The 25478-nt window shown below is 38.9% G+C and carries 25 protein-coding genes and 1 pseudogene; 18 read left to right on the top strand and 8 right to left on the bottom strand.

Going from position 1 to position 25478, the window contains the following annotated elements:
• The first annotated feature begins 4 nt into the window (after window positions 1-4).
• Together SanJ4206_RS06995 and SanJ4206_RS06990 are read left to right on the top strand one after the other, a co-directional pair.
• Window positions 5-259, top strand: a complete 255-nt coding sequence (locus SanJ4206_RS06995; RefSeq protein ID WP_106384696.1) for a hypothetical protein — start codon at window positions 5-7, stop codon at window positions 257-259.
• An 11-nt stretch (window positions 260-270) separates the two neighbouring features.
• On the top strand, window positions 271-2325 hold the full coding sequence (locus SanJ4206_RS06990) for a cation:proton antiporter (protein WP_157622084.1): 2055 nt from the start codon (window positions 271-273) through the stop codon (window positions 2323-2325).
• Between the two features lie 70 nt (window positions 2326-2395).
• Here SanJ4206_RS06990 and SanJ4206_RS06985 read toward each other — a convergent pair whose 3' ends face one another.
• The 3 genes from SanJ4206_RS06985 to SanJ4206_RS06975 all read right to left on the bottom strand — a co-directional run bounded on the left by SanJ4206_RS06985 (window position 2396) and on the right by SanJ4206_RS06975 (window position 4408).
• The gene (locus SanJ4206_RS06985; protein WP_003023675.1) at window positions 2396-2695 is read right to left on the bottom strand and encodes a DUF1827 family protein; all 300 of its coding nucleotides are present in this window, start codon (window positions 2693-2695) and stop codon (window positions 2396-2398) included.
• Between the two features lie 63 nt (window positions 2696-2758).
• Window positions 2759-3208 (bottom strand): NUDIX hydrolase, encoded by a 450-nt coding sequence (locus tag SanJ4206_RS06980; protein WP_003030217.1) that lies wholly within the window; start codon window positions 3206-3208, stop codon window positions 2759-2761.
• Between the two features lie 75 nt (window positions 3209-3283).
• A complete protein-coding gene (locus SanJ4206_RS06975) occupies window positions 3284-4408 on the bottom strand; it encodes a PTS sugar transporter subunit IIC (RefSeq protein WP_003030210.1) in 1125 nt (374 codons plus the stop codon).
• A 390-nt stretch (window positions 4409-4798) separates the two neighbouring features.
• On the opposite strand from SanJ4206_RS06975, the gene SanJ4206_RS06970 reads away from it, so the two are divergent.
• Entirely contained in the window at window positions 4799-5407 is a 609-nt protein-coding gene (locus SanJ4206_RS06970) for a GyrI-like domain-containing protein (protein WP_003030207.1), read from the top strand.
• A gap of 43 nt (window positions 5408-5450) precedes the next feature.
• On the opposite strand, the gene SanJ4206_RS06965 is transcribed toward SanJ4206_RS06970, so the two are convergent.
• Complete coding sequence (locus tag SanJ4206_RS06965; RefSeq protein ID WP_037582766.1) at window positions 5451-7733, bottom strand: ATP-dependent Clp protease ATP-binding subunit; 2283 nt, start codon at window positions 7731-7733, stop codon at window positions 5451-5453.
• 238 nt (window positions 7734-7971) lie between these two features.
• Here SanJ4206_RS06965 and SanJ4206_RS06960 point away from each other — a divergent pair, with 238 nt between their 5' ends.
• The 4 genes from SanJ4206_RS06960 (at window position 7972) to SanJ4206_RS06945 (ending at window position 11127) form a co-directional block, all read left to right on the top strand.
• Window positions 7972-8202 (top strand): DUF1797 family protein, encoded by a 231-nt coding sequence (locus SanJ4206_RS06960; RefSeq protein WP_003023686.1) that lies wholly within the window; start codon window positions 7972-7974, stop codon window positions 8200-8202.
• A 164-nt stretch (window positions 8203-8366) separates the two neighbouring features.
• Window positions 8367-8843 carry a FeoA family protein gene (locus SanJ4206_RS06955; RefSeq protein ID WP_003030197.1) on the top strand — a complete coding sequence of 159 codons (477 nt, stop codon included), beginning with the start codon at window positions 8367-8369 and terminating at the stop codon, window positions 8841-8843.
• Window positions 8840-10984: a ferrous iron transport protein B gene (gene feoB / locus SanJ4206_RS06950; protein WP_003030196.1), complete on the top strand. Its 2145-nt coding sequence runs from the start codon at window positions 8840-8842 to the stop codon at window positions 10982-10984. The genes SanJ4206_RS06955 and feoB overlap by 4 nt, the downstream gene beginning before the upstream one ends.
• 8 nt (window positions 10985-10992) lie before the next feature.
• Window positions 10993-11127 (top strand): FeoB-associated Cys-rich membrane protein, encoded by a 135-nt coding sequence (locus SanJ4206_RS06945; RefSeq protein WP_157622082.1) that lies wholly within the window; start codon window positions 10993-10995, stop codon window positions 11125-11127.
• A gap of 336 nt (window positions 11128-11463) precedes the next feature.
• Here SanJ4206_RS06945 and SanJ4206_RS06940 read toward each other — a convergent pair whose 3' ends face one another.
• From SanJ4206_RS06940 to SanJ4206_RS06930, 3 genes are read right to left on the bottom strand one after another with little or no spacing between them, the layout of a single operon-like run.
• Window positions 11464-12852, bottom strand: coding sequence for an ABC transporter permease (locus SanJ4206_RS06940; RefSeq protein ID WP_003030193.1), 1389 nt, complete (start codon window positions 12850-12852; stop codon window positions 11464-11466).
• Window positions 12853-12875: 23 nt separating this feature from the next.
• Complete coding sequence (locus SanJ4206_RS06935; RefSeq protein WP_003030192.1) at window positions 12876-13523, bottom strand: ABC transporter ATP-binding protein; 648 nt, start codon at window positions 13521-13523, stop codon at window positions 12876-12878.
• Window positions 13524-13534: 11 nt separating this feature from the next.
• Window positions 13535-14827, bottom strand: coding sequence for an ABC transporter permease (locus tag SanJ4206_RS06930; protein ID WP_003030190.1), 1293 nt, complete (start codon window positions 14825-14827; stop codon window positions 13535-13537).
• 266 nt (window positions 14828-15093) lie between these two features.
• Here SanJ4206_RS06930 and SanJ4206_RS06925 point away from each other — a divergent pair, with 266 nt between their 5' ends.
• The 11 genes and pseudogenes from SanJ4206_RS06925 (at window position 15094) to SanJ4206_RS06880 (ending at window position 24437) form a co-directional block, all read left to right on the top strand.
• Window positions 15094-15948 (top strand): bifunctional methylenetetrahydrofolate dehydrogenase/methenyltetrahydrofolate cyclohydrolase, encoded by an 855-nt coding sequence (locus tag SanJ4206_RS06925; RefSeq protein ID WP_003030188.1) that lies wholly within the window; start codon window positions 15094-15096, stop codon window positions 15946-15948.
• A 311-nt stretch (window positions 15949-16259) separates the two neighbouring features.
• Window positions 16260-17117: an NAD(P)H-hydrate dehydratase gene (locus tag SanJ4206_RS06920; protein ID WP_022525055.1), complete on the top strand. Its 858-nt coding sequence runs from the start codon at window positions 16260-16262 to the stop codon at window positions 17115-17117.
• Window positions 17118-17427: 310 nt separating this feature from the next.
• Complete coding sequence (locus SanJ4206_RS09965; protein WP_003030183.1) at window positions 17428-17898, top strand: TraX family protein; 471 nt, start codon at window positions 17428-17430, stop codon at window positions 17896-17898.
• Between the two features lie 16 nt (window positions 17899-17914).
• Window positions 17915-18232: a TraX family protein gene (locus tag SanJ4206_RS09960; protein WP_003030181.1), complete on the top strand. Its 318-nt coding sequence runs from the start codon at window positions 17915-17917 to the stop codon at window positions 18230-18232.
• A 127-nt stretch (window positions 18233-18359) separates the two neighbouring features.
• Window positions 18360-19700 carry an exodeoxyribonuclease VII large subunit gene (gene xseA, locus SanJ4206_RS06910; protein WP_003030178.1) on the top strand — a complete coding sequence of 447 codons (1341 nt, stop codon included), beginning with the start codon at window positions 18360-18362 and terminating at the stop codon, window positions 19698-19700.
• Window positions 19678-19890 (top strand): exodeoxyribonuclease VII small subunit, encoded by a 213-nt coding sequence (locus SanJ4206_RS06905; protein WP_003030175.1) that lies wholly within the window; start codon window positions 19678-19680, stop codon window positions 19888-19890. Before xseA ends, SanJ4206_RS06905 begins: the two co-directional genes overlap by 23 nt.
• On the top strand, window positions 19887-20789 hold the full coding sequence (locus tag SanJ4206_RS06900; protein WP_022525053.1) for a polyprenyl synthetase family protein: 903 nt from the start codon (window positions 19887-19889) through the stop codon (window positions 20787-20789). The genes SanJ4206_RS06905 and SanJ4206_RS06900 overlap by 4 nt, the downstream gene beginning before the upstream one ends.
• Window positions 20755-21570: a TlyA family RNA methyltransferase gene (locus tag SanJ4206_RS06895; protein WP_003030170.1), complete on the top strand. Its 816-nt coding sequence runs from the start codon at window positions 20755-20757 to the stop codon at window positions 21568-21570. The genes SanJ4206_RS06900 and SanJ4206_RS06895 overlap by 35 nt, the downstream gene beginning before the upstream one ends.
• Window positions 21563-21994, top strand: coding sequence for an arginine repressor (locus tag SanJ4206_RS06890; protein ID WP_003030168.1), 432 nt, complete (start codon window positions 21563-21565; stop codon window positions 21992-21994). Before SanJ4206_RS06895 ends, SanJ4206_RS06890 begins: the two co-directional genes overlap by 8 nt.
• 7 nt (window positions 21995-22001) lie before the next feature.
• Window positions 22002-23660 (top strand): DNA repair protein RecN, encoded by a 1659-nt coding sequence (gene recN, locus SanJ4206_RS06885; RefSeq protein ID WP_003030165.1) that lies wholly within the window; start codon window positions 22002-22004, stop codon window positions 23658-23660.
• A 46-nt stretch (window positions 23661-23706) separates the two neighbouring features.
• A pseudogene (locus SanJ4206_RS06880) lies at window positions 23707-24437 on the top strand (metallophosphoesterase).
• A gap of 62 nt (window positions 24438-24499) precedes the next feature.
• Here SanJ4206_RS06880 and SanJ4206_RS06875 read toward each other — a convergent pair.
• Window positions 24500-25474, bottom strand: a complete 975-nt coding sequence (locus SanJ4206_RS06875; RefSeq protein WP_022525051.1) for a siderophore ABC transporter substrate-binding protein — start codon at window positions 25472-25474, stop codon at window positions 24500-24502.
• Window positions 25475-25478: the final 4 nt, after the last annotated feature.

Below are 25478 nucleotides of genomic sequence, written 5' to 3'. Positions count from 1 at the left end.
AAAAATGGATAAGCAATATCTACATGAAAAATTGAACTGCTTGCGCAGTCAATATCTAGATTCAACCAATGGAGAAATCTTAGCAAAGCAAGTAAATGATGCGCAGATGAGCAAAAAAATGCTTCGGATTAAGAAAAAATTAGTCAATCTTGAAATGGAGCGCTGTCAAAAAATGATTGAGCATCGCGATTTATCGAAAATAGATCAAAAAATCTCCGAGCAGAAGATGCTTTTTGAAAAATGCTGTAAACAAAAATAAAGAAGGAAAATGTGGACTTACTCCTTTATATTATTATCTTTTTATCTGTTCTGATTGTTTCAAATGCCACCAACAAGCTATTTCCAAGCTTGCCGACGCCACTCATACAAATTTTATTAGGGATTGGCTTGGGATTTTTCATTCCAGTTGGGACGTTTCATTTAGAGACAGAGCTGTTTCTAGCTTTAATCATTGGACCGCTACTGTTTCGAGAAGCAGAAGAAAGCGATATTACCAGTATTCTTAAGCATTGGAAGATTGTTATTTATCTGATTTTTCCAGTTATTTTTCTATCAACTTTGAGTCTTGGTTTTTTATCGCATTGGCTATGGGTGTACCTTCCTCTTGCAGCGTGTATCGCGGTTGGAGCCGCCTTGGGTCCGACTGATTTAGTGGCTTTTGCGTCCTTATCTGAGCGCTTTACCTTTCCAAAACGTGTAGAAAATATTTTGAAAGGGGAGGGCTTGCTAAATGATGCGAGCGGGTTGGTTGCCTTTCAATTTGCCCTGACGGCTTGGACAACAGGGAAATTTTCAGCTCAGGAAGCCAGCACCTCACTTATCCTTTCAATCATTGGCGGTTTTATTGTGGGTGGTCTAACTGCTTTTTTAAATCGTCAGTTGCAAAAGCTGCTGTATACGGTGCGAGCCTCAGACACAGCAGGAGAGTTGTTGTTAGAATTAAGTTTACCGTTGCTGACATTCTTTTTAGCCGAAGAACTCCATGTATCAGGGATTATTGCAGTTGTCGTGGCAGGGATTTTTAAGGCTAGTCGTTTTAAAAGGATTACTTTATTAGAGGCTCAAGTTGATACCGTGACAGATACGATTTGGCAAACTGTCACATTTATGCTGAATGGATCGGTCTTTGTCATTTTAGGAATTGAGTTGGAAACGATAGCTGAACCCATTTTGAAAAGCCCAGTTTATGATAATCTCTGGCTCCTTCTGACGATTCTTTTGCTGACGATTGTGCTATTTGTCATTCGTTTTGTCATGATTTATGGCTTTTATTTCTGGAGAAGCCTATGTTTGAAAAAGAAAATGTCGAAATATTGGAGAGATATTGCTCTGTTAACTTTTTCAGGCGTAAAAGGAACCGTATCCATTGCAACCATTCTCTTGATTCCAACAGCTTTAGAGCAGGAATATCCTCTTTTGCTTTTCTTGGTGGCTGGAGTTACATTGCTTAGTTTTTTGACAGGACTGGTAGTGTTGCCTCGTTTATCAGAAAATAAGGAAGAATCATCAGACTACCTCATGCATATTGCTATTTTAAATGACGTTGTCCAAGAATTAGAAGAAGATTTGAAGCATACCAAAGTCAAAGCTCCGCTTTATGCGGCTATTGATAATTATCATGGACGAATCGAGCATCTTATTCTGGAGCAGGAAGGCAAATCTGTTCAAAAAGATTTGACAGATTTACAATTGCTGATGCTGAGTATTGAAAGTGACGGTTTGGAACAAGCCTACGAAGAAAGAAAAATGAGTAACCGTGCCTATTCCATTTACCAACGTTATTTATGGAATATGGAGCAAAGAATCAACCGCAATCTTGCTTCGCGCTTCACTTATTTTTTGATTAGCTTTTTCAGAATGACTCGCTTATTGCTACATGAGATTGTTACGTTTGGCTCTACTTTCCGTAATTGGCTCAATCAAGATAGAGCAAAGCCTAGTAAGGCTGAAAGAGAAGAGATTGCCGAACTGTATCTAGCCAATACAGAAGTGATTATCGGCAGTTTAGAAAATCTGAAGGGCGTTTATAATACTGCGCTTATCAATTTCTTGCAAGATTCGCGTATCCGTGAGACAGCAATTATTGAAAGCGGTGCTTTTATTGAGCGGGTTATCACGCGTATCAAACCGAATAATATCAAGGAAATGCTGCGAGGTTATTATTTGGAGCGGAAGATTATTTTTGAATATGAACACGAAAAGCTGATTTCAGCTAGTTATGCAAAATTTCTCCGTCAAAATGTCAATAATTTAGAAAATTATTCTCTCAAAGAAACCGCCAATACATTACCATACGACATGATGAACTATGTCAGACAGAAATAAAACGGGAGTGGATTGAGCACTTAGTTGCGAATTCACTCTTTTTTAAACAAAAAAATAAGCCTTGACAGGCTTATTTAGTTGGGATGGATATTTCAATGAGGTTTGTTGAATAGAGTGTCTTAATTCGAGAAGCATCAATCGATTTTGTATCAATTTTTCGTTTCAAAAAAAATTCTCGAATTTTTTCAACTTCTTGTTCGCGAATGGCGCGGTGTTTATTTGAAATCAGAATTTCATAATGAAAAGGTGCTTGCGTAAAGACGACGTCTGTATTTCCAGCGGAAAAAGTCTCAACTAGTGTAGCATCTGTACTTTCTAATTGACTTTGTACAAGGCGTGCATGGCTGTTTGTCGTGTTAATAAGCTTCATCTGACTTCCTCCTATATTCTATTCCTATTATAGCACTTTTTCATAAGAAATGTGAACAATTTCTCATACTTTATGATTCTTTTTCCACATTTCAATTCCCCATTTATGACTGCCACGTTTTAATTTGGAAATAGCTTCTTCGATTGGAAACCAGACGAGCTGATTAAAATCTTCTAAAGGTGCCTGCGATTGCTCATACTGGCTTACTTCATAAATGTAAGCAGGGTTATAAAAATAGGTATCGCGGTGGCGAGAATAAAAATATTCATCTGCTTGTCCGTAATATTGACCGATTTGAGCAGTAAAACCAAGCTCTTCAATCAGTTCACGTTTTAAGGCAGTCAAGCGATCCTCATCTTGCTCAATCTCGCCTCCGGGCAAGAACCAAGCGCCGTTGGGGGCTTGCACTAAAATTATCTTTTCTTGCTTTTCATCTGGAATAACTGCATAAACGCCATAGCGATTCACATATTGAACGTCTTCTTGCTTTTCTCCAAAAGTTGCGACTGTCATATCGTTTCCACTCTTTCTTATATGCTACTAATATCATAATGCAGAAATCAAGTGCTGTCAAGGCTTTCAAGCATTTTAAGGTTCAAATTTGAAAATATCTGCTGTATATAAATTGAGTACTTTTTCAAAGAGAAGACGGAAAAGAATGGCAACGATTGTTGGGATGACAAGCCAAGCTAAGATTGCCAGTCCCATGGGAAGTCCGCCTGTAACAGAAGCGAAGAGTCCAGTCAGACCAACTAATCCAAAACCTGCTGATGCAGGCGTCCCGATAATGGTGAAGAGGGGAACCAATAGTCCAGTTACAACAGAAGTTGCAATGATAGGAACATAAGAGATTGGATGTTCAAAGACATTGGTCATCATCATTTTCATTGAACCAAGGGCGACAGCAGCAGTTACACCAGGTTTATTGACGAAGAATGAATGAACAACAAGTACGATACAAGTTGTTCCGACCCCCATAGCAGAAGCACCGGCAGCGAGTCCATTTAGTCCAATGGCAAGACCGATTGCAACAGTTGAGATTGGAGCCACGATTAAGATAGCAAAAGTAACACAGATGAGAACACTCATTAAGTAAGGCTGAAGATCCGTAAAGTAGATGATTCCTTGCCCAATTAAGCTAGAAATCATTTTGACATAAGGAAGTGTAAATAGCCCCACAGTCGCAAGAAGCGATCCAACGATTGGCAGAAGAACGAAATTAAAGGATTCAAATTTTCCTTCTAGCCAGAGCAATACGAGAACGCTAAGGGCACAAATTAGCATGACATTGATAATGTCCCCTGTACCGGTCGTGTAGAATCCAGTAACCATTTTGTTTGCAGTTGCGGTAATTTCAGCAGGGGCTTTTTGCTTTTGAACATATCCTAATAACTCCGTTGCTCCAGCTAGTTTGCTAGAAGCACCAGAACTAACAAAAGCAATGGCTGTCAGAAGCGCAGCTTTCATTCCTTTGAAATTAAATTCCAAGGCAACCAGCGTTCCAATTACGGCAGATAAAGTGGCTTGGAAAAGAACGTTAGCCACATTCCAAGTTGCAAAGAAAGTATTATTTTTGAAAAAGTCTAAAGAGAAAATAATGGCAAAGATACAGTTAGGCAGCAAGGCTACGATAACACCAATTGCGGTTCCGTTTAGAACTTTATGCAAAAATGATTTAGGGGTAAGTGATACGGTTGTGTTTTCTTTTGTCATAAAAAACTCCTTTATTTTTGAAAAATAAAATCCGCCCTATCCCAAATGAGAATAAGGCGGAGTCATGTAAAAACGGAGATGATTATCCCATTTTAAAACGGTAGCTACGCCTTGATAAAATACTATAAATAATGATAATAATAGCTATCATCAACATAACGTAACTCCTTTTTTATTTTTCTTGTTGTCTATTATAACATCTTATTCCAAAAAAACAATAGAAAAATTGAAATTTTCTGATTATTTTGAAAAAACAGAATATCTATTATAAAAAATATGGGAAAACAGAAGAAAAATCTTCAAATAAATTTTACTTTTATATAAAAGTTGACATCAAGCGACAAGTTTCTTTTGTTATACTCATGATAGAAAAATGAAAGGAGCAAACAAATGAAATATGAATGGAGAAAATTAGATAAAAAACTTTATCAAGTTCCAAAAAATTCTGTGGTCATTGAACACCCTGTGCAGTCATTTATCATGTTAAATGGTCAAGGAAATCCAAATAAAGCTGACTTTTCAGAAAGGGTTTCTGCTCTTTATTCCCTCGCTTATGCGATTAAAATGGAGTATAAAAAAACTGCTCATCATCAGGAATTTACTGATTTTACCGTTTACCCTTTGGAAGGGATTTGGCAGCAAACAGAATCAGAGAAGACTTTGGTAAAAGACGACTTAGTTTATACGATTATGATTGCCCAGCCAGAGTTTATTACAAATGAAATAGTTGAAACAGCTCTCGTAAAAGTAAAAGTGAAAAAACCAAATCCGTTTTATAATGAGATTCGCTTTGAACGAATAAGCGAAGGAAGCAGCGTTGCAATGCTTCATGTAGGACCATTTGACGATGAGCCACAGACCTTCGCGAAAATGGATGCTTTCTGTCAAGAAAATGGGTTAAAACGCTGTACAGCATATCATCGTGAAATTTATTTGAACAATAAAAATCGCACCGCTCCAGAGAGACTAAAGACAATTTTGAGATACAGTGTTCAGTAACTAAAAAGTCACTCCCTAGACTTCTAAGGAGTGAATTTCATGTTTAATTAGCATTGTCATCTGCTGCTGGTGTTTGGATTTCTTTGTTGGCTTCATTTTCAGCTTTTTTAGTTGATTTGATGACAATTTTACCGTTGCTTGTCATGACAGCCTTGAGTTCTTTTTCACTTGGGTGTTCAAGGTAGTAATCAGTAATGGCGTCTTCGATGTGATCTTGGATTGTCCGACGGAGCGGACGAGCTCCCATTTTCGGATCGTAACCCAAATTAACTAATTTTTCTTTGACTTTGTCTGTCACGTCGAGGTGAATGTCATTTGTTGCAAGCCGTTCATTGACATCTTCAAGCATCAAGTCTACGATTTTTAGGAGATTTTCCTTATCAAGGGACTTGAATTCGATAATACCGTCAAAGCGGTTCATAAATTCTGGACTGAAGAAGTTGCCTAATTCACCGAGAACAGAGTTAGTCCGTCCTTCACGCGCTGCTCCAAAGCCAACATTTGCTTCGACTTTGCCAGTACCAGCGTTTGAAGTCATAATGATAATCGTATCTTTAAAGCTAACTGTGCGCCCTTGTCCGTCTGTCAGACGTCCGTCGTCAAGAACTTGCAGGAACATGTGCATGACATCTGGGTGCGCTTTTTCTACTTCGTCAAGTAAAATGAGAGAGTAAGGATTGCGGCGTACGCGCTCTGTCAATTGTCCGGCTTCTTCGTAGCCAACATAGCCTGGAGGTGCTCCAACGAGTTTGGCTACGCTGTGTTTTTCCATATATTCACTCATATCAAAGCGAATCATGCTGTCAGCTGAACCAAAGAGCTCAATCGCTAATTGTTTAGAAAGTTCTGTTTTACCGACACCGGTTGGTCCGACAAAGAGGAAGGAACCAATTGGTCGATTAGGAGAGCCAAGCCCGACACGATTACGGCGAATGGCTTTGGCAATTTTATCAACGGCATCATCTTGACCGATGACATGAGCTTTCAAATCATCAGCTAGACTAATCAGTTGCGATTGTTCCTTTTCTTTTAGATCACCAACTGGGATATTTGTTTTTTGCTCAATGATATGCTCAATGGTTTTTTCACTGATAATAGGTGTATCTTGGTCTGCCATTTTATTTTGCTGCATTTCTTTGTATTTGGCAATTTGGTCACGGAAATAGGCAGCTTTTTCAAAATCTTCATCACGAGTAGCTTGTGCCTTGAGATTTTCAGCTTCTACCAAGCGTTGATCAATAACTTTGGGATCAACAAAATTAAGTGTCAGATTCATTTTAGAACCTGCTTCGTCTAGCAAGTCAATAGCCTTATCTGGCAAGAAACGATCTTGGATATAACGATTGGATAAGACAGCTGCCGCTTCAATGGCATCATCTGTATATTTAACGTGATGATAGTCTTCGTATTTTTTTTGAATGCCTTTTAAAATAGTAATGGTTTCTTCAACCGTTGGTTCATCCACTTTTACTGGCTGCATCCGGCGTTCCAGTGCTGCATCTTTTTCGATAATGCGATACTCATTGAGAGTTGTGGCACCAACTAATTGAAGCTCACCGCGAGCAAGAGCGGGTTTTAAGATGTTGCCAGCATCCATATTGCCATCTCCAGCTGCACCAGCTCCAACGATTTCATGGATTTCATCAATGAATAAAATCACATCCTGACGAGAACGGATTTCTTCCATGAGTTTTTGCATTCGTTCTTCAAATTGACCACGGATACCAGTTCCTTGCACTAGGCTGACTACATCTAAACGGATGACTTCTTTTCCTTGGAGTTTGTGTGGAACATCACCGTCCACAATCTTCTGGGCCAAGCCTTCTACAACAGCTGTTTTACCGACACCGGGCTCTCCTATGAGGACAGGGTTGTTCTTCGTCCGACGGTTGAGAATTTCAATGACGCGGACGATTTCCTCATCACGACCGATGACAGGGTCAATTTCACCGCGCCGAGCAAATTCGGTTACATTGATACCAAATTCTTCTAGGAGGCCTTTAGGCTGTTGCGGAGTTTGCTGGCGTGCACCCCCACCTTGATTGGAACCGTAACCTCCATTGCCGTAACTACCTCCAGATTGAGTAGGAGGGGTCTGCGGTTCTTGATGATTTTGAAAATTCCCTAGATTGCTAAAGAAATCATCAAAAGGGTCTAAATTATTTTGATTGTTCATATTGGTCATGCCACGAAATAAGGCATTATTTGGATCTGTTTTCATGATTTGATAACAATTTTGACAGAGGTCAACTTGGTGTTGTTTTCCATTCACATTCGTGTAAAGGTGAATGGTTGATTCATTTATTTTACAGTTTTGACAAAGCATGTGCTACCTCTTTCTTTTAAAATTTGTTTGACTGATACCAATTGGTCAATAATAGTCAAACTTCTTAGTCTTATTATATCAGTATTCTAAAACATTGCAAGAATAAAGTGTTAAAAGACAGATTTTTGTACTGAAGCGTTTCATTTTGTGTTAAATTTATCAAAAACAGGGCTTTTACTGGTATTTCATCTTTCATTTGTGGTAAAATAGTAACGTATAAATGAATAGGAGAAGGAAAATGGAATCACATTTAGTAAGAATTATCAATCGTTTAGATGCTATGACAAAAGATGGCGGCAATTTGAAACGTAATTTTGAACGTGACGGGGTTGTTGTAGCAGAAGTAGCTTATAGCTATGATGAAGAAAATGGCTCAGTATTCACTCTTCGCGATGTTGCAGCGCGTGAAACCTATACTTTTGATAGCATTGATTTGATTGCTATGGAAATTTATGAATTGTTGTATTAATTTGCTAGTCTCTAATAAGATATCCTCTAGGCACCTGCTTAGGGGTATTTATTTTGCAATAATTTTTGCCTATCTACCTTAGAATTGTCAGAAATTCTTAGAAAAAAGTGGTATACTAATGGTGATAGTAAGCATATTTCTTGACAAACAGAAAAGGAGATAGTATGGATTTATCTCGGATAACATTATTAACAGAATATGAAATTGTCGGAATCGATCTGGAGGAAGCGAGCGTCCGTCATTTAGCAGATTTAGGGATTAAGATAGGCAGTTTTATTCAAATCATTTCAAAAACAAATGATACAGCCATTCTCTTAGTTCGAGCTGCTAGGATTGCTTTGGACAAATCTATTTTGGAAAAGTTGGACGTTGTTCTGAAAGATAGCAATCGCTCAGCTCTTCCTTTATCTGAGTTAGCTGTTGGAGATGTGGCGTATATAGAAGCAATTCATGCAGAGGGTGCTTTAAAACGGAGGCTGATGGACATGGGATTGACGAAAAATACAAAAGTTCAGTTGCAGAAGGTTGCACCATTAGGTGATCCACTAGAAATTAAGTTGAGAGGCTACGATTTGACATTGAGAAAGTCAGAAGCGAGTCTGGTTAGTGTTGTGAAAGGTGAAAAGGAAGCAAAAGGATGAAAGAATTAGCGCTTGCGGGAAATCCGAATAGTGGAAAGACTAGTTTATTTAACATTCTAACCGGTAGTAGCCAGCATGTGGGAAATTGGCCTGGGGTAACGGTTGAAAAGAAAAGTGGGTTATTTCGCAAAAATAAAGAAATCATTATCCAAGACCTACCGGGAATTTACTCCTTGTCTCCTTATACATCAGAGGAAATGGTCAGTAGAAATTATCTTTTAAGCGGTAATGCAGACGGGATCTTGGATGTAGTTGACGCAACCAATTTGGAACGAAATCTGTATTTGAGTTTGCAATTGATTGAGACGGGGATTCCGGTTGTGCTGGCTTTAAATATGAGCGATGTCGTTGAAAAACAAGGAAAATGGATTGATACAGAAAAATTAAGTTACCAACTGGGTGTGCCGGTCGTAGCGACTAGTGCTTTGAAAAAGACAGGGATTGACCAAGTCATGCAGCAGGCCATGCGAGTGATGAACCAGGCAGAGGAGGAAGTTTATCCAGCTTACGACAATCATTTTGAAGCGGCTTTGTCAGAAATTATCCGTATTTTGGGGAATGCAGTACCTCAAAAACAAGCTCGTTTTTATGCCATTAAGCTTTTTGAACGTGATAAAGAATTATCTGAACAGCTGGCATTGTCTGATTTTCAAAAAACAGAGATTGAAGATGCGATTCGGATTACGGAAGAAATCTACACAGAAGACGCAGAGAGTATTGTTGTTAATGCGCGCTATGAGTTTATTGAATCGGCAGTCAAAATGGCGCTGCAAGCCGATGTTACTAAATTAAGTTTGTCGGATAAGATTGACCGTATTGTGACCAATCGTTATTTAGCCTTGCCGATTTTTGCGCTTGTTATGTGGTTGGTGTATTTCCTCTCTATTCAAACGATTGGAACGATGGGAACGGATTGGACAAACGATGTTCTCTTTGGAGAATGGATTCCAAATGGTGTTAAATCATTGCTAGAGCAATTAGCTGTAGCTGACTGGCTTCAATCTTTAATCATTGATGGGATTATCGCAGGCTGCGGAGCTGTGCTAGGCTTTGTGCCTCAGATTTTTGTCTTGTTTGTCTGCTTGGGCATCTTGGAAGACATCGGCTATATGAGCCGGATTGCTTTCGTCATGGATCGTCTATTTAGACGGTTTGGATTGTCTGGAAAATCCTTTATCCCCATGTTGATTTCGACGGGGTGTGGCGTTCCTGGTGTCATGGCGAGTAGAACCATTGAAAATGAACGTGACCGTAGAATTACCATTATGACAACAACCTTTATGCCTTGTTCTGCCAAGTTGCCGATTATTTCCTTGATTGCGGGAGCTTTCTTCCCCAGCAATCCTTGGATTGCACCAAGTGCTTATTTTGTCGGAATGGGAGCCATTGTTTTATCGGGAATTGCTCTGAAAAAGACAACGAGTCTCGGTGGAGCAGTAGCGCCCTTTATCATGGAGTTGCCGAGTTACCACCTGCCACAAGTCAAAACGGTTTTGCGCTATGCAGGGCAGAAGGCTTTGAGCTTCATTAAGCGTGCTGGAACGATTATTTTTGTGACCAATATTTTCATTTGGTTTGCTAGTTCCTATAACTTTGGCTTGCAGGCGGTTGAGACGGAAGATAGTATCTTAGCGGCATTAGGAAAGGGGCTAGCTTGGATCTTTAGCCCTCTTGGCTTTGGAAATTGGCGAGCAACGGTTGCGGCTATTACCGGCTTATTAGCTAAAGAGACGGTGATTTCGACTTTTGGAATCTTGTATAAAGTGACAGACGCGACAGAGACTACCAAAGAGTTGTGGACCAATCTTCAACAGCATTATACGGCACTTTCCGCTTACTCATTCCTTGTCTTTAATCTGCTCTGTGCTCCTTGTTTTGCAGCGATTGGTGCGATTCATCGGGAAATGGGCAATGCAAAGTGGACGTGGATTGCCATATCTTTCCAAACGCTATTGGCTTATAATGTTAGTCTTGTGATTTATCAGTTTGGTCAAGCGTTGCTATATGGAAAAGGAATATCTTTTGGGACTATTTTTGCTTTATTCGTTGTAGCAGTTGGTCTCTATTTCATCTTTAGAAAACCACGGAAAGAAAAAATAGAAGTTATCACTTTAGATAGTCTGACACATCAAACAGTATAGGAGAAACTATGTCAACGATTATTGTATTTGTTATTATTTTATTTCTAGCAGGTGCAGCTATGCACCATATCATTAAGGGAAAAGGAAGTTGTAGCAATTGCGACTGCCAATGTGAAATCAAAGAAAAAATGAGACATAAATAATATACCTGAGTGATTGGGTAAATTAAATCAATATAGTTTCATCTCATCCGCCGAGCTGACGGAGCCAATCAAAACAGTTTCATCCTGTCTGCCGGGTTGATGGAGCAAACCAAAAGTAGTTCATCTCGTCCGCCGGGTCGACGTGGTAAACTAAAAGTTATTTATCTTTTCGACTGGGTCGACAGAGCCAACCAATCCAAAGCGGTTCATTTTATCGACCAAGTCGACAAAGAGAACCTCACGTCATTTCATCCGATAGTCAGTCCAGCTGTCTATAAAATAAATCGGTCCGTCAACTTAGCTGACGGACCGATTTTGTCTGAACTCATTGATCTCTTATTTGCTGTTATCTCCCATTAGCAAGTCTTTTGGTTGCTTACTAAGGAGCGTGATTGAAGCAATGAGGACGGAAACAATGATAATGGCAAGTCCAAAGATGACCACCTTGGTCATATCATCAGGAGATACATGTACATTGAGGCTAGTGAGGGTCTTGTTAAAGCCATCCACTTCAGCCCCGCCTCCAAGATTGGCGCTCTTACCTTCTCGAGCTAGTTTTTCAGCAATACCACTGGTAACTTGTTTTAAAATGCTATTTCCCATCACCTTGCTGACAGCACTACCTGCAAAGTAAGCACCAATGAAGCTAAATATACTTACAAAGAGAACTTCTGTGATAAATTGGAAGAAAATCTTTGTTTTGCTAATTCCCATTGAAAGCATGATTCCCATTTCTTTTCTACGACCATTGATCCATAAGAACAAGACTAGCGTAAGAACAATCGCTCCAAAGATTAGAGTTCCGATTAAGAGGTTTCCAGTAACGCCGTAAATACCGTTAATAGAAGATTGAAGTGCTGGGAAGTTGCTTGTGCTCTTAACAAGGGTGTAGGCTTCCCAATCAATAGATGATATTTCTTTTACTTTCGCCATAACTTTATCAATATCTTGGCTACCGTTTACAAAGAAAGTAGCATCTTGATAAATAGCGTTTTTATCTGTTGAACCTTGTAAAGTTTTAGTCGTTTCTAAGTCTGTGATAAAGGTATTTTCATACAATTCTTGAGGACTAGAAACGCCTCCTTTATTTTTCCCGTCAAAAATTCCGATAACTGTCACTTTAGTAGTTTTATTAGCTTTGCGAATGTTATCATAGTCATAAGTATTCGATTTTATATTAATCGTATCGCCGACTTTAAGTTTGTTCTTTTCTGCAAAATCTTTATGAATTAAAGCAACATTTTTGTCATTTTTGTTGATATGTCTACCTTCAACTAGTTTGAAGGTTTCTGCGGTAAATTTATCATCCTTCGATGAATCGTTGATACCTGTTGCCATAATGGCACGACCGAATTTTTGTTTTCTATCTTCGCTTTCAAAGTCGGTTTCTCCAGATTCAACCAATTGGTGATCAATTAAGTCAGCGACAACATTCATTCGTTTGATGTAGCCAGAGATACCTTTAACTTTTTCCACAGCTTCGATATCTTCGCCTTTAAGATTTCCTGCTCCGCGAGGGGTACCTTGGTTCACTTCGCGGTTAATCTGCATTGAGAAACTGCTAGTGATATTTTTGAAAGTCTCTTTTGAAGCGGCGTCTGTTGCATTTTTAACAGCAATACTGCCAAGTGTTAAAGTAGAGATGGCTAACAGGATTAAAAAGATAATCAGTGTTTTTATTTTTTTGCGCCATACATAGGCAAGAGCGTTCTTTATCGTTAACATATAATTTCTTCTCCTTGGAGGTCTTATTTATAATTCTTAGTGACTTCGACTAAGTTCTTATTGCTTAACTCTAAGACGACGTCTGCTTTATTAGCTAACTCTTTGCTGTGTGTCACCACAATCACACATTTATTTTTTTGTTTAGCTGATTTAATTAGGACTTCAATGATGTCCATGGCAGTACCTTCATCTAAGTTCCCAGTTGGTTCATCTGCTAAGATAATTGGTGCTGTAGATGCAAGAGCGCGTGCAATAGCAACCCGTTGCTGCTGACCGCCTGATAATCGTAATACGTTACGATGGATTTCTTTTTCGTTGAGTCCAAGTTGTAGTAAGCTATCTTTATTTGCTTGAGAATTCACGAGTCGAACATTCTCCATCGGAGTTAAGTAATCGATTAAATTATAATTTTGGAAAACCAGGGAGATTTGTTTCCGTCTGTGATGGTTATAGCCTTTTTGAGCGATGTCTTGATCTTCAAAGAGGATTTTTCCTTTTGTAGGAGTATCAAGTCCTGCAAGAAGGGAAAGTAAGGTTGATTTTCCTGCACCAGATTTCCCTATAATAGCATAAAATTTTCCTTCTTCAAATGAAGCTGTGATTTGATTCAATACATTTTCTTGTAGGCTATTGTATTGGTAACTAACTGAATCCATTTTTAAAATTGTCATGTTTTGTCTCCTTAACTTATATCGGTTAAAATATCTTTTGGTTTTTTATGTAGGATAATAGAAGATGAACCTACTACTGCAAGTAAAATAATGATGAGCAGTATTCCATAAGTCATCAGAATAGTAGAGGTATGTAAGTGCGGAACGATATTTTCAAAAATAGCAGATGAGCTATCTTGTTGTTGACCGCCTTTTATAAACCCTTTGAATACCATAGTGGAAATATAAGAGCCACTAATAGAAGCTAGTGCCATACTAAATACTGATATGATAACCAGTTCCAGTATGAATTGAGAGATAATCATCGCTTTTGAAATACCGAGAGATAATAGTACTCCGATTTCATAAATTCGTTCTCTCAACCAGAACATGAGAATCAAGGAAAGAACGATGATACTTCCAATAATGATACTGAAAGTTAAAACATTAATAATCTGTTTGAAACTGGTAACAGAAGAAGAAACTGCTTCAAAAGCCTTAGAATTTTTAACAAGATCAGTTTGCTTCCAATCAATTTTTGACTTTTTGACTGTATTGATGACTTTATCAATTTGATTTGGATTTGATACGAAATAAACGGCTGCAGATAATTTATAATCAGCTGGTTTGTAGTCCTGTAAGTATTGGCTCGATTCATAGTCCATATAGACAGTATTTTCTGTCGCATCTGAGCTTAAACCTGTTTGTTTCTCTTCTTTTTTTCCAGAGAAGATACCAGCAATTTCAAACTCTACTTCATGGAGTTGTTTAGCATCCTCATCCTTTAAGGAAGCTCCCTTTAGTTTTAGTTTATCTCCAACCTTTAAATGATTCTTTTTAGCTAATTTTTCATGGATGAGAATCTTGGATTTATCGCCTTTACGAATTGGCTTTCCTTGTTCAAGTTTGAAAACACCACTTGCAAAGGTTGTTTCTAGAGTAGAATCACTTGTTCCTAATGCAGCAACCAGATTGTTGAGGACAGGGTTTTGATTGTCTCTTGTGACACCTTGTTTTTTCTTGACAACAGTTTTATCTGTCAAACTTGCTAAAGCATCGTATTTGAAGTTGAATTTTGAAATTTCTTTATTCTCAAGTAATTTTTCTGCTGTTTTTAGTGAAAGTGGTCGTTCAAGTGTTTTGCTAGTTATTGTAAAGCCAGTATTTGATGCGTCATAGATTTTCTTTTCGATATTATTAGTCGTTCCCATAATAGAAAAGCTACTAGTTAAGGCAGTTGAAATGAGAGTAAGTATCAGAAATACAAGAAGAGTTTTAACTCTTTTTCTACTGATGTAATTCAAAGCCTGCTTGGCTATTTGCATAATTTTCTTCCCTTCTATATATTTTAAACTAAATCGGTACCGTGTTCTATGTTAAAGCAGTTACCTTAAAATAGTTTTAAGGTTTAAGGTAATTTTAAGTTTTTTGGCTCCTTTTTTTCTGTTTTTTGTGTAAATTTTCATAAAATGGTAGAAAAAGGGGGAAAGACAAGGTTGGTTTCGCTCTATAACTTTCTATAAAAAAGTCTATAGGGCAAATGAATGAATTTCTGCTATAATAGAATGAAGAAAATAGAAATGAGAGTTATATGGCAAAAATAATTGACGGAAAAGCTTTGGCAGAAAAATTACAAGCACAATTAGCGGAGAAAGTTCGTAAACTAAAAGACCAAACAGGCTTGGTACCTGGACTTGTAGTGATTTTAGTGGGCCATAACCCAGCTAGTCAAATCTATGTGAGAAATAAAGAGCGGTCAGCTTTGGCTGCAGGACTGCGAAGTGAAGTGGTGCGTCTGCCAGAAACAACAACCCAAGAAGAGCTGCTGATTTTGATTGAAAAGTACAATCAAGATCCAGATTGGCATGGGATTTTAGTTCAATTGCCGCTGCCAAAGCATATTGATGAAGAGGCGGTACTGTTAGCAATTGACCCTGATAAAGATGTGGATGGCTTTCACCCAATGAATATGGGACGCCTTTGGAGTGGTCATCCTGTCATGATTCCCTCCACACCTGCTGGCATTATGGAAATGTTTCATGAGTACGGTGTAGAATTAGAAGGTAAACGTGCTGTTGTCATTGGACGGAGTAACATTGTCGGAAAGCCTATGGCACAGCTTTTACTTGCTAAAAATGCAACAGTAACTCTGACGCATTCACGAACACATCATTTATCAGAGATCACAAAAAAAGCTGATATTTTGGTTGTCGCCATTGGTCGTGGTCACTTTGTGACTAAAGATTTTGTCAAAGAAGGCGCGGTCGTGATTGATGTTGGCATGAACCGTGATGAAAATGGTAAATTGATTGGTGATGTGAAATTTGATGAAGTATCTGAAATCGCGAGTCTCATCACTCCTGTACCAAGAGGGGTTGGTCCGATGACCATTACTATGCTCATGGAGCAAACTTATCGAGCTTGCAAGCGGAGTTTGAAAAGATAAGAATGTCATGGGAGTGGGACAGACAGCCATGATTACTACGAATTCCCCCACAGAAAGAGTGTAATCGTGAAAATTACGTATAAAAAATTGGTATTTCGTAAGAAATCAAATTTGTTGTCCCCCCTGCAAGGTTGAGTAGGTTTGTAAAAGCTGATAGCATCAACGTAATAAAGGCCACTCAACTACTGCGTATTGAGTTTTATTTTAGAAAGTAAACGAGTCTGAGACAAAAATGTCCTAGACATGTCTTTTTACCTTTATATAGAATAGAAGTAGACAAAGAGAATAGCAGTATGCAAAAGGAGAAAATAATGGAAATGGTCAATTGTACATTATTGGAAAAGGTCGTTCAGCCACGTGCGCTCAATAGTCACAAGGGAGATTACGGTCGTTTGTTGTTGATTGGCGGGACGTATCCTTTTGGTGGAGCGATTATCATGGCAGCTTTAGCGGCAGTTCATAGCGGAGCTGGTCTAGTGACGGTTGCGACGGATAGGGAAAATATCGCAGCTCTCCATGCTCATTTACCAGAAGCAATGGCTTTTGATGTACAAGATAAAAAGCTATTGACCGAGCAAGTCCAAAAAGCAGATGTAGTATTGATTGGACCAGGTTTAGCTGAAAGTAAACTTGAAAAAGCCACTTTGCGGTTGATAGTGGAACTGGTCAGTGAACATCAAGTCTTCATCATGGACGGTGGGGCTATTTCCCTCTTTAGCCAAGAAACTCTACCATTTTCGAAAGCGCAGATGATTTTTACCCCGCATCAAAAAGAGTGGGAGCGGTTGAGCGGACTAAAGATAGCTGAGCAAACGGTTGAAAAAAGCCAAGAAGCTGTTAATTCCTTTCCTGTTGGAACTATCGTTGTTCAAAAGAAGCACGGAACGATTATTTTCCAAAGTGGAAATGCAGATTATTTCCAACTGAACATAGGCGGCCCTTATCAAGCAACGGGTGGCATGGGAGATACTCTTGCAGGCATGATTGCAGGCTTTGTAGGGCAGTTCAATAGTAGTTCTTTACTGGAACGTGTAACTGCCGCAGTCTATCTGCATTCAGCCATTGCTGAGGAGTTAAGTAAAGAAAACTATGTAGTCTTGCCAACAGAAATCAGCAAAGAAATCCCTAAGTGGATGAAGAAGCTAGCTAAAAATGAAAATATGTTATAATGAAAAAGTCTGCAGAAGCATTTAAAAATTAGAAAATTTAGCTCTTCTTGTCTGCTTATTGGAGTAATGAATTTGATATTTAGCTCATGAGGCTTAACTACAAGTTGAAAGGAAGAATAATCTTTTTCAATATCCACTATCTTATGAAAAACCATTGTATTTAATGAGGTTGAGATTTCTTATCTTGACTTTATTTTTTTGCCTTACAAAAATGTCACTTTTCTTTCTGAAAATGTAAGTTTATGTAATGGAAAGAACGGGAAATTTTCGATAAGATAATGCTTGTTGAAAAAAATGAAATAGAGATTTTATGATGTTACAATCTTTAAAGAAAGTGTCAAATGCAACGAACTTGAAATTTTTAGCTATTTGTCTTATGTTTTTAGATCATATCCACGAAATGTTTAGTGCTTCTGGTGCTCCGATATGGCTAACAATGCTAGGACGCGTAGTTTTTCCTCTTTTTATGTTTCTGGCAGCTGATAGTTTTTATTATACGCATAATCGAAAAGCTTATTTGAAACGGTTGCTCTTTATGACATGGTTTATGATTATTGGGAACATGATTGTCAGTCACTTTTTCACTAATGGTAAAGTTTGGCTGGCGAATAATGCTTTTGGCGCCTTTTTCCTAGCAGGCATATCTATCTGTGCTTGGGATTTGATGGTTGAAGGGGTGAAGGAAAAGAAAGTTCGTCCATTTTGGAAAGGGCTAGGGCTTTTTTTTGCCGATTCTTCTGGCTCTGCCGGTCTTGTTTTTATCGAGTTATCTAACGAGTGAGAATGTACCATCTCTTATGGTTCAGATTATTTCCTTTTTTATCATGGCTATTCCGAACATTCTCGTGGTTGAAGGAGGGTATATCATGGTTTACCCTGGTCTTCTCTTTTATATTTTCCGCAGACACTGCATAGCACAAATGGTGATATTAGCACTAGTCTCTTTATTTGTGCATCTGACAGATCCAATGTCTGTACAATGGATGATGGTTTTTGCGATTGTTCCAATGTATTTTTACAATGGTGAAAAGGGGCGTGGTATGAAGTTGTTTTTCTACATTTTTTATCCTGTGCATATCTATCTTTTGTATATTTTGGCAAGTTTGTTGGGCTAGGCTCTGCTTAAGATATGGGAAACTAGTCTTTCCTTTTTCGTTGAGGGCTGGAAATGATTTTTTATAGATTGTTTGGTATAATAAAAATTATGAATAAAGAAGCATTACAGGAAATGAAAGGAGAGGAATGTCTGAGTATTTATCCGTGTCAACCTTGACCAAATACTTAAAATTAAAGTTTGATAAAGATCCTTATTTAGAACGAGTTTATCTGACGGGGCAAGTTTCTAATTTTCGTAGGCGACCTAATCACCAATATTTCTCTCTCAAAGATGAAAAAGCAGTCATTCAGGCAACAATTTGGGGTGGTGTTTATAAGAAGTTAGGTTTTGACTTGGAAGAGGGTATGAAGATTAATGTCATCGGTCGTGTTCAACTCTATGAACCAAGTGGATCTTATTCTATTATCATTGAAAAAGCGGAGCCAGACGGTATCGGAGCTTTGGCAATTCAGTTTGAGCAGCTCAAGAAAAAGCTAGGCGAGGAAGGGCTTTTTGAGGAGCGCTTTAAGCAAGCTTTACCGCAATTTCCAAAGAAAATTGGAGTAGTGACCAGTCCTAGTGGTGCAGTGATTCGCGATATTATAACGACTGTCAGCCGTCGTTTTTCGGGAGTTGAGATAATTCTTTATCCGACGAAGGTGCAAGGCGAAGGAGCGTCTGCTGAAGTAGCTGAAAATATTCGTCGTGCTAATGAGCGAAATGATTTAGATGTCCTTATTATCGGTCGAGGTGGTGGCTCAATTGAAGATCTCTGGGCGTTTAATGAGGAAGTGGTTGTCCGTGCAATTTTTGAATCTCACATTCCGATTATTTCGAGTGTAGGGCATGAAACGGATACGACCTTGGCAGATTTTGTTGCGGATAGACGGGCTGCAACGCCGACAGCGGCTGCGGAATTAGCAACACCTGTAACAAAGTTGGATCTCCTAGCACACTTGCAGCAGCAACAAAATCGGTTAGCAGCCGCCATGTCTAATCGTCTTACTTACAATCGTGAGCGACTAGCTAAGCTGAGTCAGTCTGTCATTTTTCGACAACCAGAACGACTATATGATAGCTACCTGCAAAAATTAGATCAACTAAATTTACGGCTCAAGCAAAAAATTCGCGAATATTATAACGAGGAAGTGCAACGAGTAAGGCTTTTACAACATCGTTTGGAGGCTCTAGCTCCCTTAAGGCAGGTTCAGATTTGTCAAGAGCGTGTAGCTCAGTTGGAACGGCTTCTGCGCAGCAATATGGCAGTCGTTTATGATCATAAAGTGGCTGAAGTCAAGCGTCTGTCTGATGCTTTGCTCATGCTGGATACTAGCCGAATTGTGGCTCGGGGTTATGCTATTGTCAAAAAAGATGAACAGGTGTTAGAATCTATTGAGAAAGTCAATAAAAAAGATCAATTAACCATTTTGATGCGAGATGGTCAAATAGAAGTTGAGGTAAAAGATGTCGAAAGAAAAGAAATTTGAAGAAAATTTAGCAGATTTAGAAGTTATTGTACAGAAGTTAGAGAACGGAGACGTGGCTTTGGAAGAAGCAATTTCTGAGTTTCAAAAGGGGATGCAACTTTCAAAAGAATTGCAAAAAACACTAGATCAGGCAGAAAAAACGCTAGTAAAAGTTATGCAGGCTGATGGCACAGAAACGGAAATGGAATGAAACAAGACGAAAAATTAGCTAGAATTGGGCAAGCTATTGAGACTTTTTATGCCCAAAAAGCAGTATCTGCTGATTTGATAGAAGCAATCCTCTATTCTGTTAATGCAGGCGGTAAGCGAATTCGTCCTCTTTTGCTTTTGGAATTATTAGAAGGTCTAGGAATGGAACTGACAGAAGCACATTTCCAAGTGGCAGCAGCGCTTGAAATGATTCATACAGGTAGCTTGATTCATGATGATTTGCCGGCTATGGACGATGATGATTATCGTCGTGGTCGCTTGACCAGCCACAAGAAATTTGGCGAAGCAATGGCTATTTTAGCAGGAGATTCTCTCTTTTTAGATTCTTATGCCTTGATCGCAGAAGCGGCACTACCTAGTCAAATCAAGGTAAACTTAATCGCAGAATTGTCGTTAGCGGCTGGAACTTTTGGTATGGTCGGAGGTCAAGTCCTTGATATGCAGGGCGAAGGAAAGGACATCAGTTTAGCAGAGCTACAGACCATTCATGCCAATAAAACTGGTAAACTCCTGACCTATCCTTTTATTGCTGCGGGTTTGATTGCTGAAGTAGGAGAATCACAGCAGGAAAAATTGAAAGCAATAGGTCAGCTGCTGGGACTAGCTTTTCAGGTGCGAGATGATATTTTAGATATCACAGCAAACTTTGAAGACTTGGGCAAGACACCGCAGAAAGATGTGGCAGCAGAGAAAGCCACCTATCCAGCTATTTTGGGTTTGAATGGAGCAAAGAGATTCTTTGAAGAACAGCTAGAGGAAACAGAGCATTTATTGGCAGAAGTAGAAACAGAGCTTGCTTTTTCAGGCGTGGCTATCAGAAAGATAATAGAAAGTTTAAAACTCAATGACGAAAGAAAGAGTAGATGTTCTAGCTTATAAGCAAGGGCTTTTTGAAACAAGAGAACAGGCCAAGCGCGGTGTGATGGCGGGCTTAGTCGTTGCTGTTGTGAATGGTGAGCGTTTCGATAAACCTGGCGAGAAAGTTGATGAGACTATTGAGTTGAAGCTCAAAGGCGAAAAGCTCAAATATGTTAGCCGTGGTGGCTTAAAATTAGAAAAGGCTTTGCAGGTTTTTGAGATTTCAGTTGAAAATCAGGTTACGTTGGACATTGGGGCATCAACGGGTGGGTTTACGGACGTCATGCTGCAAAATGGAGCAAGGCAAGTCTATGCAGTAGATGTCGGCACCAATCAACTGGCATGGAAACTCCGGCAAGATGAACGCGTCATCAGCATGGAGCAGTTTAATTTTCGTTATGCCAAGGCAGCTGATTTTGAGGAGACACCTAGCTTTGCCTCCATTGATGTCAGTTTTATCTCGCTTGGTCTCATTTTGCCAGCTCTGTATAAGATTTTGGCTGAAAATGGAAAAGTTGTGGCTCTCATCAAACCTCAGTTTGAAGCAGGAAGAGAGCAGATTGGCAAAAATGGGATTGTGAAAGATAAAAAAGTGCATCAAGCAGTTTTAGAAAAAGTAACGGACTTTATGGTTGAAGCCGGATTTTCTGTCCAAGGTCTGGATTTCTCCCCTATTCAAGGCGGGCATGGGAATGTGGAATTTTTAGCCTATTTAGAAAAAAGTTCTCACCCAGAAAATCTAGTAAAAACAATGATTACAACGGTCGTAGAGACAGCACATAAGGAATTTAAAGATGAATAAAAAGGAAAGATTAGAAAAAATTAGACATTTTGTGTCGGACTATGAAGTTGGAACACAAGAAGCAATTGTAGAATATTTGAAGAAATCAGGAATTACAGCAACACAGGCAACTGTTTCGCGTGATATTAAAGAATTGGGCATTGTCAAAATTCCGCTGAAAAATAACACTTATATTTATGAACTACCGAAATCAGCTAGTACGAGTTTGAAGTTAGCAGACAATAATATCTTAAAGTTTGAGCTATTGGGAAATATGATCAATCTCAATCTTGTTCCTGGAAGCACAGCTTTTGTGAAGCGACAAATTGTAGAAGATTTCTCTAATGACATTTTTAGTATTTTAGCCGATGATGACACGATTCTCCTTATTTTCCGTAGTGAAGAAATGGCTCATCAGGTATTGGAACAAATCAGGAATTGGTAGATAGCCTATGTTACTTGAAATTTCCATTAAAAATTTTGCAATTATTGAAGAGATTTCCCTCAATTTTGAGCAAGGCATGACTGTTTTGACAGGTGAAACAGGGGCCGGAAAGTCTATTATCATTGATGCTATGAACATGATGCTAGGAAGCCGCGCGACAACAGATGTGATTCGTCACGGTGCATCAAAAACAGAGATTGAAGGGCTTTTTGCAATTGAGCAGAGTAAGGCTTTGGTTGAAATTTTTGAGCAGCAAGGACTTGATATGACAGAGGAGCTGATTATTCGGCGGGAAATTTTTCAAAATGGACGTAGTGTCAGTCGTATTAATGGTCAAATGGTTAATTTGTCTGTCTTGCGAGCCGTTGGACAGCATTTGGTGGATATTCACGGTCAGCACGACCAAGAAGAACTCATGCGACCGCAGCTGCATATTGCCATGTTGGACGAGTTTGGAGATGACGCATTTTTCAAGCTCAAAGCGGATTATCAACAGATTTTTGACCAGTATCGTCAGTTGCGCAAGCAGGTCTTGACGATTCAAAAGAATCAAGAAGAAAATAAAGCGCGGATTGACATGCTGGAATATCAGATTGCAGAGATTGAAGCAGCTAATTTAAAAGCAGGTGAAGATTTAGCTTTAAATCAAGAACGTGATAAGTTGCTCAATCATAAGCAGATTGCGGACACTTTGACCAATGCTTATGCCATGCTGGATGATGAAGAATTTTCTAGTTTAGCAAATGTTCGATCTGCCATGAATGACATGGAAGCTATTGAAGACTACGACGCCACTTACAAAGAAATTGCGACCAACCTTTCTGAATCTTACTATGTGTTGGAAGATGTGACAAAGCGTTTGGAGGATATTCTAGAAGACTTGGATTTTGATGGTGGCCGTCTCTTAGAAGTAGAAAATCGCCTAGATTTAATCTATAGTATTACTCGCAAATACGGCGGTCAAGTAGATGATGTCCTAGCTTATTTTGAGCAGATTTCTAACGAATATGCTCTACTTACTGGGAAAAATCTTTCATCAGATGATTTGGACAAAGAGCTGAAAAAGCTGGAAAAAGACTTGGTTTCTCTAGCAAGCAGTCTTAGTCAGGCTCGGCACGAATTAGCCCAGCAGTTAGAAGCAGAGATTCAGCAAGAACTGCAAGACCTCTATATGGAAAAGGCGAATTTTCGAGTTCAATTTACCAAAGGAAAATTTAGTCGTGAAGGAAATGAACACGTTGAATTTTATATTTCGACCAATCCCGGTGAAGATTACAAACCGCTCGTTAAGGTTGCTTCAGGAGGTGAATTGTCTCGTTTGATGTTGGCAATCAAATCTGCTTTTTCTCGTAAGGAAGGCAAGACTAGCATTGTCTTTGATGAAGTGGACACAGGCGTATCGGGACGTGTTGCACAAGCTATTGCTCAAAAGATTCATAAAATTGGCTCAAACGGACAAGTCCTCGCAATTTCGCACTTGCCACAAGTGATTGCCATTGCGGATTATCAATTTTTCATTGAGAAAATATCTGATGAACATTCGACTGTTTCAATTGTTCGCTTGTTATCAGATGAGGAGCGTGTCGAAGAAATTGCCAAAATGTTGGCGGGTGAAAATGTTACCCAAGCAGCCCTCACGCAGGCTAGAGAGCTCTTGAAAAAATGAAACACCTTTTGGCTTGTGCTAAATGAGTTGTTATCAGGAGGTAATCATGACAAATTATTTTGTAATTGGTGACGTACATGGAAAAGCAAAAATGCTAAAAGAATTACTCAAAAAATGGGATGGAGAAAGCCAACTCATCTTTTTAGGGGATTTGATTGACCGTGGGGAAGATAGCCGCGCTGTTTTGGAGCGTGTGAAAGAACTTGTTGAAAAGCAAGGAGCGATTTGTATTTCTGGGAATCACGAATACATGTTTTTAACTTGGTTGGACAATCCTGAGAGCGGCTATGCTCATTATCGTCGCAATGGCGGAGATACAACAATCAATTCCATTTTGGGGCGACCTTTAGATACTCCTGTTGATGGAGTTGAAGACGCAAAGCGCGTGTCGGAAGAGGCGCCAGACCTCGTGTCTTTTATTCGTCAGATGCCTTTCTTTGTTGAAACAGATAACTATATTTTTGTACACGCTGGAGTTGACTTAACTTTAAAAGATTGGCATGAAACAAGCGATTATCAAAAAGTTTGGATACGTGAGCCCTTTCATCAAGGTCTCAATCAAACAGGGAAAATAATTGTATTTGGGCATACTCCGACTTTTTATCTTTTTTCTGAGATGCCTGGGACAAGTCGCCTTTGGCAAACGCAGGATCAAAAAATTGGTATGGATGGCGGAGCTGTCTATGGCGGTGTTCTCCACGGAGTTTTATTTGGAAATGAGGGAATTTTAGAACATCATTTCATCACAATGATGGTTTCGCGGTAGAAGATGATTAGAAGTTGGGGACAATAAAAGAGCTGAAGGAAATCCATTTAAGGTTTTCTTCAGCTCTTTTATATTATTTCCCAGCTACATTTTTTACATCTTCAATCATCAATTTTGTTGATTCGAGTCCGCCTCCGCTGAGGTACCAAAGGTCAGATGTCAAGTTTACAATAGTTTTATTTTTAGCTGCATTTGTTTCTTGGATCAGTGAGTTATTCAGTAAGTCTTTATTGGCCGAATTGTCCCCACCGATAGCAAGAGTGCGGTTCAGAACAAAGATAATGTCTGGATTGATTTGTTTGATACTTTCAAAGCTGACTTCTTGTCCATGTCTTGATTCCTTAATTTTAGCATCTGTTGGTTTGAACTTCAAAGTGCTGTAAAGAAAAGAAAAACGTGATTTAGCTCCGAAAACGGACATTGCGCCTTCATTCAACATGAGTGTTAAGGATTTTTTGCTTGACTTTTCATTTGCACTTGCAACACTTTGAATTTCTTTATCTAATGTAGCTAATTCACTTTTAGCTTTTTTTGTTCCGTCTTCTCCAAAGATACTTGCTAAAGAAAGGATGTTTTTCTTGGTAGAACCCCAGTAGTCTTTGTTGTCTGTTTGGAATAATACAGTAGGGGCAATTTCCTTGAGTTTCTTGACATATTGAGCTGTACGACCAGAAGCAATAATCAAGTCTGGTTTTAAAGCTGCGATAGCTTCCATATCTGGTTCTTTCATGTTACCTACATTTTTAATGCTACTTGGTAAATTTTTTAAGTAAGTAGGAAGAGTTTTCTTTGGCATACCGACAATGCTGCTTTCTTTACCTAAAGCACGAATGGTATCAGCTGCACCTAAATCTAGTGTTACAATTTTTTTAGGGTTGGTAGGGACTTTCACATCTCCATTTGCTGTTTTGATAGTGACTTCACTAGAAGCAGATGAAGAGTTTGTCGTTTTTGAATTGGACTGTTTATTGTCGCTGCAAGCAGCGAGTAGCACAACTGCAACAGCTGCGAAGAGAGATAGAAGTAGTGTTTTTGTATTCTTTTTCATTAAA

Source organism: Streptococcus anginosus, from assembly GCF_001697145.1.
GTDB lineage: Bacteria > Bacillota > Bacilli > Lactobacillales > Streptococcaceae > Streptococcus > Streptococcus hominis.
This window is presented reverse-complemented; position numbering and strand designations above follow the sequence as displayed.